This window comes from Salinivibrio sp. MA351 (assembly GCF_001996065.1).
Taxonomy (GTDB): domain Bacteria; phylum Pseudomonadota; class Gammaproteobacteria; order Enterobacterales; family Vibrionaceae; genus Salinivibrio; species Salinivibrio costicola.
This window is the reverse complement of the sequence record NZ_MUFG01000005.1, coordinates 97003-114481: the sequence shown is the minus strand read 5'-3', so window position 1 is coordinate 114481 and position 17479 is coordinate 97003. Positions and strand designations below refer to the sequence as shown.

General features: G+C 52.2%; 17 protein-coding genes. 7 read left to right on the top strand and 10 right to left on the bottom strand.

Annotated elements, in window-relative coordinates:
• Nucleotides 1-15 precede the first annotated feature (15 nt).
• Entirely contained in the window at nt 16-483 is a 468-nt protein-coding gene (locus tag BZG78_RS04840) for a GNAT family N-acetyltransferase (protein WP_077459992.1), read from the bottom strand.
• A gap of 84 nt (nt 484-567) precedes the next feature.
• Nucleotides 568-2532, bottom strand: coding sequence for a 2',3'-cyclic-nucleotide 2'-phosphodiesterase (cpdB, locus tag BZG78_RS04835; protein ID WP_077660537.1), 1965 nt, complete (start codon nt 2530-2532; stop codon nt 568-570).
• Between the two features lie 287 nt (nt 2533-2819).
• On the opposite strand from cpdB, the gene cysG reads away from it, so the two are divergent.
• The 5 genes from cysG to cysC are packed head-to-tail and all read left to right on the top strand — an operon-like array spanning nt 2820 to nt 9003.
• Nucleotides 2820-4247 (top strand): siroheme synthase CysG, encoded by a 1428-nt coding sequence (gene cysG / locus BZG78_RS04830; RefSeq protein WP_077660536.1) that lies wholly within the window; start codon nt 2820-2822, stop codon nt 4245-4247.
• A 12-nt stretch (nt 4248-4259) separates the two neighbouring features.
• Entirely contained in the window at nt 4260-5168 is a 909-nt protein-coding gene (cysD, locus tag BZG78_RS04825) for a sulfate adenylyltransferase subunit CysD (RefSeq protein ID WP_077459989.1), read from the top strand.
• 9 nt (nt 5169-5177) lie between these two features.
• Nucleotides 5178-6602 carry a sulfate adenylyltransferase subunit CysN gene (cysN, locus tag BZG78_RS04820; RefSeq protein ID WP_077660535.1) on the top strand — a complete coding sequence of 475 codons (1425 nt, stop codon included), beginning with the start codon at nt 5178-5180 and terminating at the stop codon, nt 6600-6602.
• A gap of 3 nt (nt 6603-6605) precedes the next feature.
• Nucleotides 6606-8348, top strand: coding sequence for an SLC13 family permease (locus BZG78_RS04815; RefSeq protein WP_077660534.1), 1743 nt, complete (start codon nt 6606-6608; stop codon nt 8346-8348).
• Nucleotides 8349-8382: 34 nt separating this feature from the next.
• Nucleotides 8383-9003: an adenylyl-sulfate kinase gene (cysC, locus tag BZG78_RS04810; protein WP_077660533.1), complete on the top strand. Its 621-nt coding sequence runs from the start codon at nt 8383-8385 to the stop codon at nt 9001-9003.
• Nucleotides 9004-9008: 5 nt separating this feature from the next.
• Here the strand turns inward: cysC and BZG78_RS04805 are convergent, their stop codons facing one another.
• The 7 genes from BZG78_RS04805 to BZG78_RS04775 all read right to left on the bottom strand — a co-directional run bounded on the left by BZG78_RS04805 (nt 9009) and on the right by BZG78_RS04775 (nt 14307).
• The gene (locus tag BZG78_RS04805) at nt 9009-9911 is read right to left on the bottom strand and encodes a TIGR03899 family protein (protein WP_077660532.1); all 903 of its coding nucleotides are present in this window, start codon (nt 9909-9911) and stop codon (nt 9009-9011) included.
• A 238-nt stretch (nt 9912-10149) separates the two neighbouring features.
• Entirely contained in the window at nt 10150-10647 is a 498-nt protein-coding gene (locus tag BZG78_RS04800) for a DUF3299 domain-containing protein (protein WP_021023528.1), read from the bottom strand.
• Between the two features lie 3 nt (nt 10648-10650).
• Nucleotides 10651-11910, bottom strand: a complete 1260-nt coding sequence (locus BZG78_RS04795) for an ABC transporter permease (protein WP_077660531.1) — start codon at nt 11908-11910, stop codon at nt 10651-10653.
• On the bottom strand, nt 11907-12602 hold the full coding sequence (locus BZG78_RS04790) for an ABC transporter ATP-binding protein (RefSeq protein ID WP_077660530.1): 696 nt from the start codon (nt 12600-12602) through the stop codon (nt 11907-11909). The genes BZG78_RS04795 and BZG78_RS04790 overlap by 4 nt, the downstream gene beginning before the upstream one ends.
• Before the next feature lie 41 nt (nt 12603-12643).
• Nucleotides 12644-13339, bottom strand: coding sequence for a DUF2796 domain-containing protein (locus BZG78_RS04785; protein WP_077660529.1), 696 nt, complete (start codon nt 13337-13339; stop codon nt 12644-12646).
• A gap of 26 nt (nt 13340-13365) precedes the next feature.
• A complete protein-coding gene (locus BZG78_RS04780; RefSeq protein ID WP_077459981.1) occupies nt 13366-13653 on the bottom strand; it encodes a DUF2607 family protein in 288 nt (95 codons plus the stop codon).
• A gap of 99 nt (nt 13654-13752) precedes the next feature.
• The gene (locus BZG78_RS04775) at nt 13753-14307 is read right to left on the bottom strand and encodes a YtfJ family protein (protein ID WP_077660528.1); all 555 of its coding nucleotides are present in this window, start codon (nt 14305-14307) and stop codon (nt 13753-13755) included.
• 371 nt (nt 14308-14678) lie between these two features.
• On the opposite strand from BZG78_RS04775, the gene BZG78_RS04770 reads away from it, so the two are divergent.
• On the top strand, nt 14679-14885 hold the full coding sequence (locus BZG78_RS04770) for a DUF1107 domain-containing protein (RefSeq protein WP_077459979.1): 207 nt from the start codon (nt 14679-14681) through the stop codon (nt 14883-14885).
• 89 nt (nt 14886-14974) lie between these two features.
• On the opposite strand, the gene msrA is transcribed toward BZG78_RS04770, so the two are convergent.
• Nucleotides 14975-15607 (bottom strand): peptide-methionine (S)-S-oxide reductase MsrA, encoded by a 633-nt coding sequence (msrA, locus tag BZG78_RS04765; RefSeq protein ID WP_241824026.1) that lies wholly within the window; start codon nt 15605-15607, stop codon nt 14975-14977.
• A gap of 163 nt (nt 15608-15770) precedes the next feature.
• Between msrA and BZG78_RS04760 the strand changes: the two genes are divergently transcribed.
• The gene (locus tag BZG78_RS04760; protein WP_077660527.1) at nt 15771-17474 is read left to right on the top strand and encodes an autotransporter assembly complex family protein; all 1704 of its coding nucleotides are present in this window, start codon (nt 15771-15773) and stop codon (nt 17472-17474) included.
• The last annotated feature ends 5 nt before the right edge of the window (nt 17475-17479 follow it).

Here is a 17479-nt window from a genome sequence, read left to right as displayed (position 1 = left end):
GCGGGATTTTTTGCTTTAAACGGCGGATGCGTCACTCACCGATAAACGCATATCAATATGGGGGATCCCATCTTCTAAGTAGGCGTCGGAAAACGCCGAAAAGCCATGGGTTTGATAAAACCGCTGTAAATGTGTTTGTGCGCCAATCTCAATATCATCATGTGGCCAATGTTGCTGGCAAGCCTGAATCGCGTGGCGAACCAATTGATGCCCCCATTGACCGTTTCGGTGAGCGGGCGCAACGATCACACGGCCAATGCTGGCGCCTGAGTAACTTGCACCTGGTGCCAGCACACGGGCATAAGCCGCCAGCTCGCCATTCAGCCAGCCCATTAAATGCAGCGTCTCTGGCGCGGTGTCGAGCGCATCAAGCTCTGGGTAGGCACAGGCTTGTTCCACTACAAACACATCTACCCGTAATTTCATCAGTGTGAATAAGGTGCGCGTATCAAGCGCGTCAAATGTCACGATTTGCCAATCCATACCAAAACTCCAAAGGGGAAAGTAAAAAAATACCGCAGACAGGCTGCGGTATTCAAAAGCTATTTATTGGGTGTCGTTAACCAGCTACTGACGAGGCTGGCTTAAATCAACATGATAAACGCCAAATCCCACTTCATCAGTGCCTTGGCGGCGCATTGACCATTGGCCTTTTTGCTCGATAAATTGCGCCGCTTTCTCGCTCGGTGAGGTTTCAAAGCTGACCACAGCGTCGCCTTCGATAGGCGCGATAGACCAGTTGTTATCCGCACTCACTGTGACTTGGCCTTCTTCTTGACTCACACGGCTGATGTAGTTGGCGACCACGGTACGGTTTTCATCCGGCGCGGCAAAGGCGATATGGTCGCTGCCGGTGCCTGGGAACTTACCACTATAAGCACGGTAATTGTTGGTCGCTATCAGGAAGGTTTGCTCAGGGTCAACCGGCTCACCTTGATAGGTCAGGTTGATGATTCGCGACGCGTCTGGATTGACCTCATTGCAATCTCCGTCGTAGCGGGCAGGCTTGGTGATATCAATCTGATACTCGACACCGTCAATGACATCAAAGTTATAGGTGCGGAATCCATCCCAGTTCACCAGTGACTGGGGCTGCTCTGTGTTGGGATCGATTTGGTTAAACTGGCCGGCACTGCACTCTAGCCATTGGGTAAGCTCGGCACCAGAGACTTTCAGTGCCACCAAGGTATTCGGGTACAGATAAAGATCGGCGGCGTTACGGAACGTCAGTTGGCCCGCCTCCACTTCGGTAAAGTTGCTCGGATCGTTTTTGCGACCACCGGCTTTAAAAGGCGCGGCGGCAGACAGCACCGGCAGATCGGCTAAGTCAGGGTCCCCTTGAATCATGCGCTCGACATAGTCTTGCTGTGCGAGGTTAACGATTTGTACGGTCGGATCGTCTTGAAGCAGGGCCAAGTAGGAATACATCACATCATTGGCTTGACCAATTGGCTGATTGACGAAATCTTGTGTGGCTTTATGGTCTGACTCCACAGCCTTAAGCAAAGCTTCATCGGCCTCGACTAAGGCCTTGTTATTGGCCTGATCAAAAATCGGACGCGCCTGAGCCTGACTGTCAGTGACTTGCCATTTGCCATCGACTTGCTCGAGCGCCAGATCTATCACACCGACATGGCTGCCCCAGCGGCCGGCCATCACACTGGCCACACCATTGATCGTGCCTTTATCGATATCCGCACCGGGAATATTGGCGAAGTCTTCTCCAGGGAAGACGGCATGTGAATGACCAAAGGCAATGGCATCAATGCCGTCGACATCCGTGAGGTAATACACAGAATCTTCTGCCATCGCTTTATAAGGCGCTTGTGAAATACCTGAGTGAGGAATAGCCACGACCACATCGGCCCCTTTGGCTTTCATTTCCGGCACTAACTTTTCTGCGGTTTGTTTAATGTCTTTGGCGATCACCTTTCCTTCGAGATTGGCTTTATCCCAAGTCATTATCTGCGGCGGGACAAAGCCGATGTAACCGACTTTGATGGTGTGGCTATCACCGTCTTCATCTTTGAGTTGGTATTCTTTAATTAAATACGGGTCGAAGTAGTGCTCGCCGCTATCGGCATCAAACACGTTGGCGTTGATATACGGGAAGTTAGCGTCGTTGATTGACTCTTTTAAAAAGGCCAAGCCATAGTTGAATTCATGGTTACCGATGTTTCCCACTTCATAATTGAGCAAGTTCATCGCTTTGTACACTGGGTGCACTTCGCCAGGTTGGATACCTTTGCTCGCCATGTAATCGCCCATTGGACTGCCTTGGATCAGGTCACCGTTATCGACCAATAGCGCGTTTTGTGCTTCATCGCGAGCTTGTTTGACCACGGTCGCGGCGCGGACCAAACCGATTTTTTGTGACGGCTTATTTTTGTAGTAGTCGTAATCCATCACATTAGTATGAATATCGGTGGTTTCAATCACACGCAAGTTGATGGTATCGGCAAAGGCACTGCCAGATGCGGCAAACAGACCGGCAACCACCGCGGTGGCGACAGCAGAAGGGAGCAAACGCATAACAGGATCTCCAAGTGAAAAGTGTGCGTTAGTTATCAAGCAATTGAATTATGCCGTTTATCATTCACATGAAGCTGTGCGCTTGATCGGCTTTATCGAACCGTTTCAAAGCTCTGAGGCGGGGATTGAGCGCTTTGCGATCGCAGTCATTGTTTGATTGACCCGATGCCTTACCCATTCCACTACTCCTAAAGCACTAAAAAGAATAAAAAATGAATTTATAGAATTTCAGGTAATAGTTGTGGGGCGATATAGTGGCGGTATTGTCATCAAGGAAATGCGCGATCATGGATTATCTTCCTCTTTTTGCTCAGCTCAAACGTCGTCCTTGCCTCGTGGTGGGCGGTGGCGAAGTGGCATGGCGAAAAACCCGCATGCTACTCAAAGTCGGGGCGGCGGTCACCTTAGTGGCCCCAGAGGTCGACCGTGAAATTGAAGAGGCGCAAGCGCAAGGAAAGTTGAGGGTGTTGCGCGAGGCGTTTCGTCCCGATCATCTGGACGGAAACATGCTGGCAATTGCGGCGACCGATAATGCCTTAGTCAACGAGTTGGTCTCCACTGCCGCTGACAGCCGCAATATTTTGGTCAATGTCGTCGATGACACCCCTAAATGTAGCTTTATTGTCCCTTCTTTAGTGGATCGCTCCCCCATTATCATTGCTATCTCGTCGGGCGGTAAAGCGCCGGTATTGGCACGGATGCTACGTGAAAAAATTGAAACCTTGGTCCCCCAACATATCGGCAAAATGGCAGCGATGGCGGGCGCGTTTCGCGACAAACTGAAAGCACGCATTCCGACTTTAACGGGGCGGCGCAAATTCTGGGAGGCCGCTTTTAGTGGCCGGTTTGCTGATTTAGTCGCGGCGGGCAAACACCAGCAAGCCGAGCAGGCGCTTGAACAGCTCAGTGGACAAATCACCACCCAAGGCGAAGTGGCCTTGATTGGCGCCGGGCCAGGGGATCCTGGGCTATTGACCTTGCGCGCGTTGCAATTGATGCAGCAAGCCGATGTGGTGTTATACGACTATTTAGTCGCTGAGCCGATTATGGAGTTGTGTCGCCGAGATGCAGAGCTGGTTTGCGTGGGCAAACGGGCGAGCTACCACAGTGTGAGCCAAGACGACATTAATCGTCTGTTGGTCGAGCATGCTCAAGCCGGAAAGCGGGTGGTGCGCTTAAAAGGAGGCGATCCGTTTATGTTTGGCCGTGGTGGCGAGGAGTTACAAACACTGGCCAACGCCGGAGTCTCGTTTCAAGTGGTGCCTGGTATCACCGCCGCTGCAGGGGCAACGGCGTATGCCGGTATTCCGCTTACCCATCGCGATCACGCCCAAACGGCGCTGTTTATTACCGGCCATTTGAAAAAAGAACAAGACACGCTGGAATGGGCCACCTTGGCACGCGCGCAGCAAACCTTGGTGATCTACATGGGGCTAATGAAGTCGGCCCACATTCAAAGCCAGCTTTTGGCTCATGGCCGTTCACCGGAGACGCCAGTGGCGGTGATTGAAAACGGCACCCGCCCAGAGCAAAAAGTCTTTACCGGTCAACTCAACAACTTACCGTCGCTGGCGGAACAAGCTGCGTCGCCCGCGCTGATCGTGGTGGGCGAAGTGGCGGCACTCGCCGGTCAGCTGACATGGTTTGGCGAGGGGCGCGCGGTAAGCGATGCCGATCCCACGCAAGCGCCAACCGCCGTGGTTAACTTCGCTTAAAGGATAATGAAGATGGACGCAAAAACACTGACTCACCTCCAGCAGTTGGAAGCCGAGAGCATTCATATACTGCGGGAAGTCGCAGCGGAGTTTGATAACCCCGTGATGCTGTATTCAATTGGTAAAGATTCGTCGGTGATGCTGCATTTAGCACGCAAAGCCTTTTACCCCGGTAAGATCCCGTTTCCGCTGTTGCATGTCGATACCGATTGGAAGTTTCGCGACATGATTACCTTTCGCGATCGCACCGCTAAAGAGCTGGGGCTAGATCTGATTGTGCACAAAAATCCAGAAGGAATAGCACAGGGGATTAATCCTTTTGATCACGGCTCCGACAAGCACACCGACATCATGAAAACCCAAGCGCTGAAGCAGGCGCTGGATCAACATAAGTTTGATGCGGCGTTTGGCGGCGCGCGTCGAGATGAAGAAAAATCCCGTGCCAAGGAGCGCGTCTATTCGTTTCGCGATAAGAACCACCGCTGGGATCCGAAAAATCAACGGCCAGAGCTGTGGCGCAACTACAACGGCCAAGTGAACCCGGGCGAGAGCATTCGTGTGTTTCCGCTCTCTAACTGGACCGAGCTCGATATCTGGCAATACATCTATCTGGAAAATATCGATATTGTCCCGCTTTACTTGGCGGCTGAACACCCGGTGGTGGAGCGTGAGGGCACCTTGTACATGGTCGATGATGCGCGGATGCCGATTGGGCCCGAGGAAACCGTGATGCATAAATCGGTACGTTTCCGCACGCTGGGCTGCTACCCGCTTACCGGGGCGATTGAATCCACCGCGACCACCTTGCCAGAGATCATCGAAGAGATGTTGGTCGCTACCTCAAGTGAACGCCAAGGGCGGGCGATCGACCACGATCAGTCCGGATCCATGGAGCGCAAAAAGCGTCAGGGTTATTTCTAAGGAGCAGTCATGAATCCAGCAATTCAACAACAGGTGGCCGATCTGGGTATTGAGGGTTATCTGCAACAGCATCAACACAAAAGTTTATTGCGCTTTTTGACCTGTGGCTCGGTCGATGACGGTAAATCGACCTTGATTGGCCGCTTGCTGCACGACTCGCAACAGATCTATGAAGATCAGCTGGCTGCTGTCCATGCCGATAGCCAGCGTGTCGGCACCACGGGCGAGAAACCGGATCTGGCGCTATTGGTAGACGGCCTACAAGCCGAGCGCGAGCAGGGGATTACCATTGATGTGGCGTATCGCTATTTCTCCACCTCCAAGCGTAAGTTTATCATTGCCGATACCCCAGGCCATGAGCAGTACACCCGGAATATGGCCACCGGTGCGTCGACCTGTGATGTGGCGGTGATCTTAATCGACGCCCGTCACGGCATCTTGGATCAGACCCGCCGTCATTCGTACATTGCTAACTTGCTGGGTATTCAGCATTTTGTGGTAGCGGTGAACAAGATGGATTTGGTGGCATATAGCCAAGCTCGGTTTGATGAAATTCAACAGCAATATCTGGCGTTTGCCGATCAGCTCAATCCCGGCTTGTCAGTGTCTATGGTGCCCTTGTCGGCACTGGAAGGCGACAACGTGGTCAATGCCAGTGACGCGATGGCGTGGTATCAAGGCGAGCCGCTACTCAGCCAGCTAGAAGCCATCGACATTGAAAAATCGCGCGGGACGGGTGCGCTCCGTTTTCCCGTGCAGTATGTCAATCGACCGGATCTGAACTTCCGTGGCTATGCAGGCACCCTTGCCAGTGGCGAGTTGCATGTGGGCGATGAGGTTAAGGTACTCCCTTCTGGGCTGACCGCGAAGATCGCGCGCATCGTCACCTTTGACGGTGATCGTGAATTTGCCTTTAGCGGTCAAGCGGTCACCCTCACTTTAGATAGAGAAATTGATATCTCGCGTGGCGATCTCTTGGTGCGAGCGGATGATGACGTGGCGGTGGGTCAACGATTTGACGCCGACGTGGTGTGGATGACGCAAACCCCACTGGCACCGGGGCGCGAATACGACATTCAGTTGGCCAGCAAGAAAACCTCAGCGCAGGTTGAGGCACTGTCGTATGGGGTCGATGTTAATACGCTTAATACTCATGACGCAGACACCTTGCCGCTCAATGGCATAGGTCGTTGCACCTTGACCTTGAGCGAAGCGGTGCCGCTGGATACCTATCACGATAGCCCGAATACCGGTGGCTTTATCCTGATTGACCGCCTCACCAATGTGACGGTCGGCGCGGGGATGATCCGTCATGTGGCTGAGACGCAGCCACTAACCACCTCGTCGTTTTCAGCATTTGAGCTTGAATTAAACCAGCTTATCCGCAAGCACTTTCCGCATTGGCAAGCGCGGGATCTACGCCAACTGGGGTAAACGATGAGTTGGCAAGAAACCACGGTACTCACCTTGCTGGTGGCGATTGTCGCCGGCTTGGTGCTCACTCGAATAAAGCCTGTGCTCTTGTTTGCGGGGGCCGCGTTTGTAGCATTCCAAACTGGGCTCACCTCGGTTGAAGCGCTGACGGCGAACTTTACCGCGCCATCACTGCTGACCTTGGTATTGCTGATTTTGGTTTCTTGTGCGCTAGAGAAAACCCATTTGACCAGCTGGGTTGCGCAGCAGGCGTCGCACGGCGAACTCCCCACCGTGATTGCCAAATTAGGCATCTCAAGTGCGTTGCTGTCGGCGCTGGTCAATAACACAGCGGTAGTGGTGTCCATGATTGGCGCGATCAAGCGCAACCGACGTCACTCACCCTCACAGCTTTTGATCCCATTGTCATACAGCGCCATTCTCGGCGGCACCCTAACGCTGATTGGCACGTCCACCAATCTCATTGTGAACAGCTTTGTTGAGCGGGCGGGTTTACCCAGTTTGGGCTTTTTCACGCCAACGGTCATTGGTGCTGCTGCATTGGTGTCAGGGCTATTGGTATTAATTCCGTTTAGCTATCGGTTGCCACGCCATGATGGTGAACAAGAAGAGAGCTTGCCGTATGTGCTCGAAGCACGGTTGGCTGCCGACTCACCCTTATGCGGTCGTAGTGTGGCAGACAATGGCTTGCGGGCACTACGCCGCTTGTACTTGGCCGAAATTCATCGTCAAGACGGCGTCATTGCGCCTGTGTGTCCGGATACGCCGTTATTGGCCGGTGACAAGTTGCAGTTTGCCGGCGATGTGGAAAGTGTCGCGACCTTGCAAGAGATCCCGGGCTTGACCTTGTTCGGCCAGCATCACATTGATGGACAAAACTTGATTGAGGTGGTGGTGAGCCACAGCGCCAGCATTTGTGGCAAAACTCTCAAAGCCGCCCGATTTCGCGAGACCTTTGATGCCGTGGTGGTCGCCATTCGCCGCGGCCATGAAAAACTCGACGGTGGGCTGGGTAATATTCCTTTGCATGCCGGCGATACGTTGGTGTTGGTGCCGGGCAAAACCTTTCGCCAAGACAGCCAAGCGTTACGGCGTGAATTCGTACTCTTTAATGGTTTGGAAGCCAGTACCCGGCTTTCCGAGCGTAAAAGCGTTGCGGTACTAGTGGGATTTGTCGCGGTGATTGGCGCGGCCTTGCTCACCCCTATGCCAATTCTCAATGGCTTAGCCGCTTATTTGGTGGTGTTGCTGGTCACCGGCATTATCTCCTTGCACGATTTACAACGTCGATTTCCGGTTGAAGTGGTGGTGATTGTCGGCGCGGCGCTGACATTGGCACAGCTTATGTTGGCGTCAGGGTTGTCGGCGCGCTTTAGTGATTGGTTTATGGCGACCTTTACCGCAGGGGGAGCGATAGGAGCGCTGGTGGCTGTATACTTACTGACTTTGTTACTGACCGAGCTTATCACCAACAATGCCGCGGCGGCGCTGGCTTTCCCGCTTGGCTATAGCCTGGCGCTAGGGTATGGGGTTGATCCTATGCCTTTTGTGATGGCGGTGCTATTTGGCGCCAGTGCCAGTTTTATTTCCCCTTACGGGTATCAAACCAATTTATTGGTATACAGCGTGGGAAATTACCAGCTACGTGATTATTTGCGTCTGGGACTGCCATTATCTGTGGTGTATTCCGCAGTAGTGCTCACCCTGTTACCGATTGTTTTTCCTTTAACGGCGGTCGCCCCTTAATTATGGCGTGGCCAACGAAATAGCGGAGACTTTCATGACTGACACTGTATCTGCGTCAACTGATCCCAATGTGATCTGGCATCAGCATCATGTTGACCAAGCCCAGCGCAGTGAACAAAAACAGCAGCAACCTGTGGTGCTTTGGTTTACCGGCTTGTCTGGCTCGGGCAAATCGACCATTGCTGGTGCGTTGGAGGCCGCCTTGGTGGCAGAAGGGCACCATACCTATTTGCTGGATGGCGATAATATTCGCCATGGATTGTGTCGCGATCTGGGTTTTTCCGATCAGGACAGAGCCGAGAATATTCGCCGGATTGGTGAAGTGGCCAAGTTGATGACCGATGCTGGTCTGATTGTCCTCAGTGCTTTTATCTCACCATTCCGCGCGGAGCGAGAGATGGTGCGCGAGCGTTTGCCAGAAGGGCAGTTTATCGAAGTCTTTGTCGATACGCCGCTGGCGGTGTGCGAGCAGCGCGATCCAAAAGGGCTGTACAAAAAAGCGCGCGCTGGCGAGATCCCTGCGTTTACCGGCATATCGTCAGATTATGAACCGCCGCACGCACCGGCGATTCATTTAACTGGCGATCAGCGTGTTGCTGAGCATGTGGCGGTCTGCCTTGATGTGTTGCGCGATCGGGGAGTGCTGCGCACCTAAAGGTATCACGCATGGGTGTTGACGGTATCGCCAATGTCGCTGTGCATCTCAAAGCCTTCAGCGAGCAAGGTACAAATCGCGTGGTGGTAGTCGGGATGCACGCGTTTGCCGACCAGTTTAGCCAGCTCGTGGCCGGTGGGACTAAAGCGGTAATAATACAGGCGCATCCCTTTGTGGAGCGGAGTGAGCATGTACTGGGTGTCTTGCAGTGTAAATGGCATGGCAGGATGCATCTCAATGATCCCAGATTCAAGCTCGGTGCGCAGGATCAGCCCCAAGTCCATCAACAGCATTAAGTCGGTGTAAGACAGTTGATAGTGACCCAGAGAGAGCTTATGGGGCGGCTCTGGGCGTAGCAGTTGCACCAAGCCTTGGCGGCGGCGAAAACCGGTGACTAGCTTTTTGGTGCTGTCTTGGCCAAAGGTGCTGGACAATGCACAGGCGCGTTGCAGTGCTTGCGCTTCGCGCTGGGTCATGGTTTCTAAAAGGGTGAGTGCTTTGATCGAGGTGCTTCCCGGACGCAATATTTCCTGTTTAAGGATCTTGGCCCAAAGCTGTTGCATCGCATAGCCGTGAATATTGCGGGCTAAGTCGAAAAAGCGTACCAGCCAATCCGGATCGGGGGTTTGTGCCGTTTCACTGTGACAACTTTCATAGGTATGAGCAATGATCGCTTCGAGGTTGGCTTGTTGCTTTTGCATCACCTGGCGTTGGCGGTTTGCGCTGCGATGGGCGAGATCCTCTTGCTCCACGTCTTGTAAGCGAGCATCAACCTGATACTCGCTCGCAATCGCTTTTAGTCGCCCTTTACTGCCGCGTAGATCGGCATCTTCTTTATAGCTGTGATCTTGGTGTTGCCGTTTCTGTGGGTGGGCGTCGACGACCACGGGTTTTTCTTGCTCTGCCATGCGGTTCTCACACTGATTGTCAGCAAAATTTTATGCTGGCAAATATGTTAATTAATGATTAAATTTGTTAACATTATGGTGTTATCTATTAAGCGTAGGGATGCGTGTGCGAWGGCAAAAACCTAACTCCATCAATTTACTGTTGATCGCCATTTATATCGGCGCACTAGCGATATTGTCTCATTATATTGTCTGACAATGGTGTCGGCGCCGATCAAGCTCACTGATTGATAGAAATCTATCCGTCGTCGTAGGCGCTTAGCGTTGTACCTTGCAGTACATATCCTACCTCTGCCAAGTCATGACTGACATGCTCAGTATTGAGTGTCCCTTCGACATAAACCACATCCCATAGTTCTTGAATCGGCGCGCCATCGGCAAACTTTACGTAAATAATTTGATTGGGCGGTGGGGGTGGCACATGGATGCAGGCGCCAAGAAAAGGGACCAGCAAGAATTCGGTCACCCGTTGATCGTCACCTTCTAACGGGATCACAAAGCCGGGGATTTTAACTTGGCTATTATTGAGTTCAGGGCGAACCGATCCGACCAAGCTTTGCGGGTTATCACCGTCGTGGCTAATGTCTGGCATGCCGCGGCTATCAAACTGTGCCCGTTCGTGCTCAGGAACCAAATCTATCCAATCGAGCATGAGTGGTTCACTGCTTGCCCAAGCAAGCGAACTCAAAAGGCCGCTAAGCAAGGCGATAAGATGGAGCGTTATCCGTTTTTTCATGGGTTATACCTTCATTGTCATGCCGTCGGACAGTGTTTGTCGGTACGCGCGCCAAGCGGGAATTAAGCCGACCACGAGACCAGCGATAAACACGCCGACCATTAACAAACATTCATAATAAGAGGGCCAGTCGAGCGGTAAGAACAGGCCAAATTCACTGATAATATAGGGCTGGGTGAGCGCGAGACCGCCATAAAGCAGTAGCACACCTAAGATGATACCCGCCAGGGTGATGGCAACCGCCTCACTGATCAACAGCAGAATAATATGTACCGGACGTGCGCCCATTGCCCGTAAAATGGCCATTTCTCGTCGACGCTCGTTCAGGCTGGTGAGCAGGCTAGAGAGCATGCCTAATAATCCAGCGACGGCGACAAATCCAGCGATCACTAATAGCGCTTGCTCGCCCACGCGCATCATGCCCCATAGCTCATGCAAGGCAATGCCGGGCATGATGGCAGTCAATGGCTCGCGTGGATAAGTATTGACCCAACGCTGGACGGCAAACGTTTTGATTTTACTGTTCAGACCCACCATGACTGCAGTGAGTTGCTCGGGCTGTAATTCACGCTGCTGTGCTTGGGCTTGAGTGAGGCCTTGGCCGAGTCGTGCGCCACTTTCCCAGCCGACATGAATCGCTTCTATGGCTTCGAGCGACACATGCACACTGCGGTCGACGGGCGTGCCGGTGGGCGCCAAAATACCGGTGACAGTAAATGGCAAATTGTCGTGTTGATTAAAGCTTTTATCGGCCAGTCCATGAGCAATCACTAGGTTATCGCCCATTTTGTATCCCAGATCTTTCGCCACTTGGGCGCCAATCACGGTATCAAATAGACCGGAAAATGGGCCGCCTTGGCGAAAGACGAGTGGTTGTTTTTGACCATATTGATAATGGGAAAAGTAATCATTGCTGGTGCCGAGCACGCGAAAGCCACGGTGAGAATCCCCGAGTGAAATGGGGATGGTCCAACTCACATCTGAGTGCTCGCGAAGGCGCTGATAACTTTCCCAGCCGATATTGTTGGTGGCGTTACCAATTCGAAACACGGAATAGAGCAGCAAATTAATGGAGCCGGAACGGGCGCCCACAATTAAATCGGTGTTGGAAATGGTGTTGGCAAAGCTGGCCTTCGCTTGCGTGCGCACCTTTTCGACGCCGAGTAACAGCACCACGGCGATGGTGACGGTCAGCAAAGAAAGCAATGCGGTGGCGCGGCGATTTTTCAGGCTTTTCCCTGCGAGTCCCAATAGCGAAATCATTGCTGATTCTCCTTGCGACGCATGGCGCGATTCAGCGCGGGAAGCGAGACATCACGGTCAAACAAGGGCGCTAATTGACTGTCATGGCTGACAAACAATAAGCTGCTGTTGGCTTCTCGGCAGCGGTCTTGAAGCAACTGAATAAAGGTGTTGCGGGTGTCAGCGTCGAGCGCAGAAGTCGGCTCGTCAGCGATAATTAACGCCGGCGCACCAATCAGCGCCCGCGCCGCCGCGACCCGTTGTTGCTGGCCGATACTCAGCGCGGTGACCGGCTGGTGGTGGCAGTTTGTGGGTAAGCCCAATTGGTCGAGCAAGGTGGCGGCCTCTTGATGAGGCGATCGTGTCAACGCCTGACGACGCAGGTGAGAGAAGCGCAGCGGCACGGTGACATTATCGATCACCGATAAATAAGGCAGCAGATTAAATTGCTGAAAAATATAACCAATATGGTTAGCACGGAATTGATCACGCTCGCGATCATTCAGTGCCGTTAGCGCTTGATGATTGACCGTCAGTGTACCTGTCTGGGGGATATGAATACCCGCAATCAGGCTTAGCAGGGTGGATTTACCACTGCCGCTGGGACCTTGTAAAAATATATGCTCGCCTTTACCGATCGCAAAGCTATCGATGTCTAAGATCGGTTGCGACTGCTCGGGCCACGTAAAACCTAGTTGTTTGATGGTTATCATGCCTGACAGGGGCACTGGATGCGCCCCGCCTCCTTTTTTCACTACCACTGGATGTGCGACTTAGCACGAATCAAGGTATCAACCCAGACCTTATCATCGGTAACGGCCTGAATTTTGATGGCTTCTGTGTTGGGGAACAGGCTAAACCAATCCGTTTTCAATTCGGTGAAGGCTTGTGGGTTTTGGCAAACGAATTGGTAGTTCACGGATAAAGTGTTGTGGTTACCCTGATCATGCCCATGATGGTCGTCATGGTGAGCATCATGCTCGTCGTCGCCGTGGTGCTCGTCGTGGTTATGGTGCTCGTCATGACCGTGGTGTTCATTGTGGTCATGGTGTTCGTCGTGGTCATGGTGTTCGTCGTGACCATGATGCTCCTCATGGTTGTGATGCTCGTCGTAGTCGTCAAAACTGCTAGTGACTTTGGTCTCGGCAAGCTGGCAATTCGCCGCTTCAGCAAGTTGGAAGCGTTTTCCACCATCACGCAGAAGCGCATAGGCATCTTCGACCGCTTGCTGGTCGGCGGCGTTTTTAGGCTGGTGTTCAAAGCCGACCACATCGTGTCCCGGGGCCGTTAATTCAATGAATACGCGCTCACCGTCTTGGGCGAGGCTCAGTGCCACCTCCCCGTGGACGTGGGCATCGAACGACTGATAGCTGGCTTCATCGGCTAATGTTGCTGCAGAGGTGGTCGCGATGGCCATAGTGATAACGCTGGGTAATAAACGAGCTTTCATGTGGTTTCTCCTCGTGAATAAATGAATTAGATAATGAAGGCATTTATTTCACTCGGTGGGGCGCGCGCCGAAAAGGCTATAGCGGTACGATAAGCTCGCTGAGGTTTTGACCAAACGATGAGGGTATTGGCGGCATAGGTGGGCGTCGGTGTCACGATACTGGAAGCCAGTATTGCTGGTGGGATGAGATGACAGACACCACAATGCTCACTGTGATGGCTCGGAGCTAAGGTGTCGACTTGATGGTGCGCCCACAGTCCGGCTTGGCTAAGCACCAATACAAATAGCAGGTTGACGAGCACTCGCCGAGTCATCCAGACGTCCATGAGGTTATTAAGTAATGTGATAACATAACAATTGTAGCCTTGAACGCCAAGTCTGAAATGAAAGCGCGGGCCTTGCCCGCGATATGATTATTGGTTTACCAGCTCTGTCACCAAGCTGACAACTTGATTCACTTCATCCTCGTTTAGCTTGCCTTCTTTTACAAAACGCACCATGCCTTTGTCATCCAGTACGGCAATCAACGAGCTCTCTTCTTTTAAGCGCCATGCCTCTGCGACACTGCCATTTTCGTCGAGCACAATCGATGACCAGCTAAATTCGCGTTTACTGTCTTCGGCTGACGATTTTACAAAGCCGCCAGTTCCCCACATGGCATCATCTTGATTGATGATGGTGGTGGTTTGATAGCGTGCATCGTCAAAATCCGCGGCGGTAATTGCCGCCATGAGGGGGGCGTTCATTTCTTTGGCGCTACTGCGTCCAGCAATAGCTTGGATCACGCGTACTTTTTCCTGCAACTGTTCGGTTTGCCAAGCTTGATAAACGATATCGTCGCCATTCAAGGTTAGTTCGCCGTGCTCGGCGACCTTGGCTGACGGTAAAGGTGCACCGTTTTGGATCGTGTGCGCCCAACTGGTGCCTGTGAATAACGCAAAAGTGAGAGCAAGTAGGGTTTTGTTCATTCTTTATCATCCATGTCTGTGGTCATTATTTGGCATTCGGTGCCAAGTTATCTATGGTTACGCCAGACAGTGCGTTGTGCCAAGTGCCAAGGGTTAATCCGTGCGCGAGATCGGAGTTTTATCCAGTGATCGTCACTTCAAAGCACGCGTATTGATCTAAGGTAGGAACTTTTCGTGCCAAGTAGGCTCTAATTCTGTGCTTGTCATCAGAATAAGATGGCACTTTGCTTGCTTAGCTTTATACGTGGAGATTGCCAGATAATATTCGGTACTCCAAGGTGGTAACACATAATTTACCAAGAAACGGTGAAAGAGCGTTGTTACTGTTTCGGTCTGTTCATCAGACTTGGTTGAGAAATAAAGGGATCCCTATGCTTCGCATCTTTCGTCAATATCGACCAACCCAGATTGCGCGATATGTGAAACGATTTTTTAAGGGCCGACTTTATATTGAAGGTGTCGGCGCGTTTGAGTTTGATGGTGGGCGTTTGCTACCTCCAGGACACAGTGATAAACGTGCACTCTCGGTCATGACCGAAGTAAATAAAGAAATTAAATCGATGGCCATCACCGCATAAAAAACGTGCGATGCAGAAAAAACACGTCTAATGACGTGTTTTTTTTATCTCTGAGTTTGCGTGTCTTCAGACTTTTGCGTGCCTTCAGACTATTGTGGCGGGAAGCAAACGCCGGTGCCACCCAAGCCGCAGTAGCCTTGGGGGTTTTTGTGCAGATACTGCTGATGGTCTGTTTCTGCTAAGAAATAAGTACCTGCGGGGGCGATCTCTGTGGTGACGGCATCCGACTTGCCCGCTGCTTTTAAAGCGGCTTGATAGGCGGCAAAGCTGGCTTCTACCGTCGCGCGATCGGCAGGATCACAGTAATAAATGGCTGAACGGTACTGTGGGCCCACGTCATTACCTTGGCGCAACCCTTGAGTTGGATCGTGGTTTTCCCAAAAGATCGTCAATAAAGCGTCCAGACTGGTGACACTCGGGTCAAAAATGACATTAACCACTTCGGCGTGGCCTGTTTGACCCGTACAGACATCTTGATAGCGCGGGTGTTGTGTTACCCCACCGCAGTAGCCAACAGAGGTCATGACTACACCTGGTTGTTGCCAGAGTTTGCGTTCCGCTCCCCAAAAACAGCCCATCCCTAAAATGACCTGTTTCTGACCGTTCGCTGGGGCCGTTGTGATAGGTTGCCCAAATACGGCATGTGGCTCGGTGGGCGTGATGGCATCAGCACGATCCGCAATCGCATTATCGGGTTGGCTGAACGAAGATTGCATCGACATAGGCATCCTTTTACTGCTGTGATGAAAAGCGTTATGTGTTGTATGAAACCGCTTTGGGTGTGGACTGATGTGAATGGCGCTAGCATCAAGCCCAGCTCAACGCGTAATATGGCAAGATATCATCAATTTTGTTGAGCGGCACCCTAGTAATGGTTCTCATTGCATGAAGATACGTAAACTCTCCCTTATTGCGATCGCTTTTTTACTGCTACCTAGCTGGGTACGCGCGAGCCTCGACGTTGAGCTCCAAGGACTCGAGGGGGAGGCGCAACAAAATGTAGCAACCTATTTGGCGGCGATCGCGCCCGAAGAACGCGATGGGTCGTATCGGTTTAAGGCGCGTGTCGAGCGCGATGTCCGACAAGCACTCCAGGCAGTAGGCTACTATCAGCCAAAAATCACGCTGAACGAGCCAGAGGGCGATACCCTGGTTGTCTCCGTTAATCCTGGCCCCCCGGTCAACGTGGCGCAAGTCGATGTCGTCTTTTCCGGTGAAGCTGCGATGGATGATGACTTTCATTCGCTTAAAGCGAAAGGACCGCAACCTGGTCATCGGCTCAATCACAGTGATTATGAGTCACTCAAAAGTCAGATCCAGAGCTTAGCCGTGAAAAAGGGCTATTTTGATGGTCGTTTTACGCAAGCCCGGCTCGAAGTTGCGCCTGACCGCCAGCAAGCCTTTATTCGTCTGCATTTTGCCAGTGGCAAGCGTTATCATTTTGGTGCGATCGATTATCAAGGCTCGCAAATCCAGCATAAGCGACTTGATACACTGCGAGATTTTTCACCAGGTGATCTCTATCAAGTTACTGACTTAGGCGAGTTTAACCAAGCGTTAGCAAATACGGGCTGGTTTGCCAGTGCATTAGTCCAAGCGGATATGGAAGACGCCGAGGACAATGAAGTGCCGATCAAGGTGATGTTGACCCCGGAAGCGCGCAACAAGTTTGAAACTGGGGTGGGGTATTCCACCGACATTGGTCCGCGTCTTAAGCTTAATTGGCGTAAGCCTTGGTATAATTCAAGGGGGCATAGCCTGAGCACATCACTGGCGGTTTCTCAGCCAGAGCAAACCCTTACTTCTACCTATAAAGTGCCGCTTGACGATGTTTCACGGGAATATTATCAAGTTCAGCTGGGGTTAAAAAATACAGACCAACGCGATACCACCAGTTTTGAAGCGACGACCTCTGTCTCCCGACACTGGCTTTATGATACCGGCTGGCAGCGCAGTGTATCGCTGCGCTGGCTGTACGAAAACTATAGCCAAGGGCAAGATGAAGATATCGTCAGCGTGGTGCTGCCGGGCGTCAACGTTACCCGAACGCGCGTGCGTGGTGGTCTGATGCCGCATTGGGGAGACAAGCAATCACTGACGCTGGAGGCAGCCGATCCCGCGTGGCTGTCGGATATTAGCTTGCTGCGACTTCAAGGTCGTAGTGCTTGGATTCGCAGTTTAAATAAGAATCATCGTGGCTTACTCCGGGTCGATGGTGGCGCCCTGATTTCCGAGGAGTTTCGTGAAGCACCACCATCATTACGCTTTTTCGCTGGGGGGGATAACAGCATTCGTGGTTATGGCTATGAAACCGTCTCGCCGGTCGATGACAGCGGTCAGTTAAGTGGTGCACGCTATATGTTAACCGGGACTTTAGAATATCAGTATCGTCTTGGTGGCAATTGGTGGTGGGCGTTGTTTGCTGACGGCGGCGATGCATGGACCAACCATTTGTCATGGAAGCGCGCAGCCGGGACAGGCATTCGTTGGTCATCACCGGTGGGCCCGATTCGCCTTGATGTCGCCCATGGTTTTGATAATGACGATGACGACTTTCGTGTGCACCTGACGTTGGGGCCTGAATTATGAGTCGG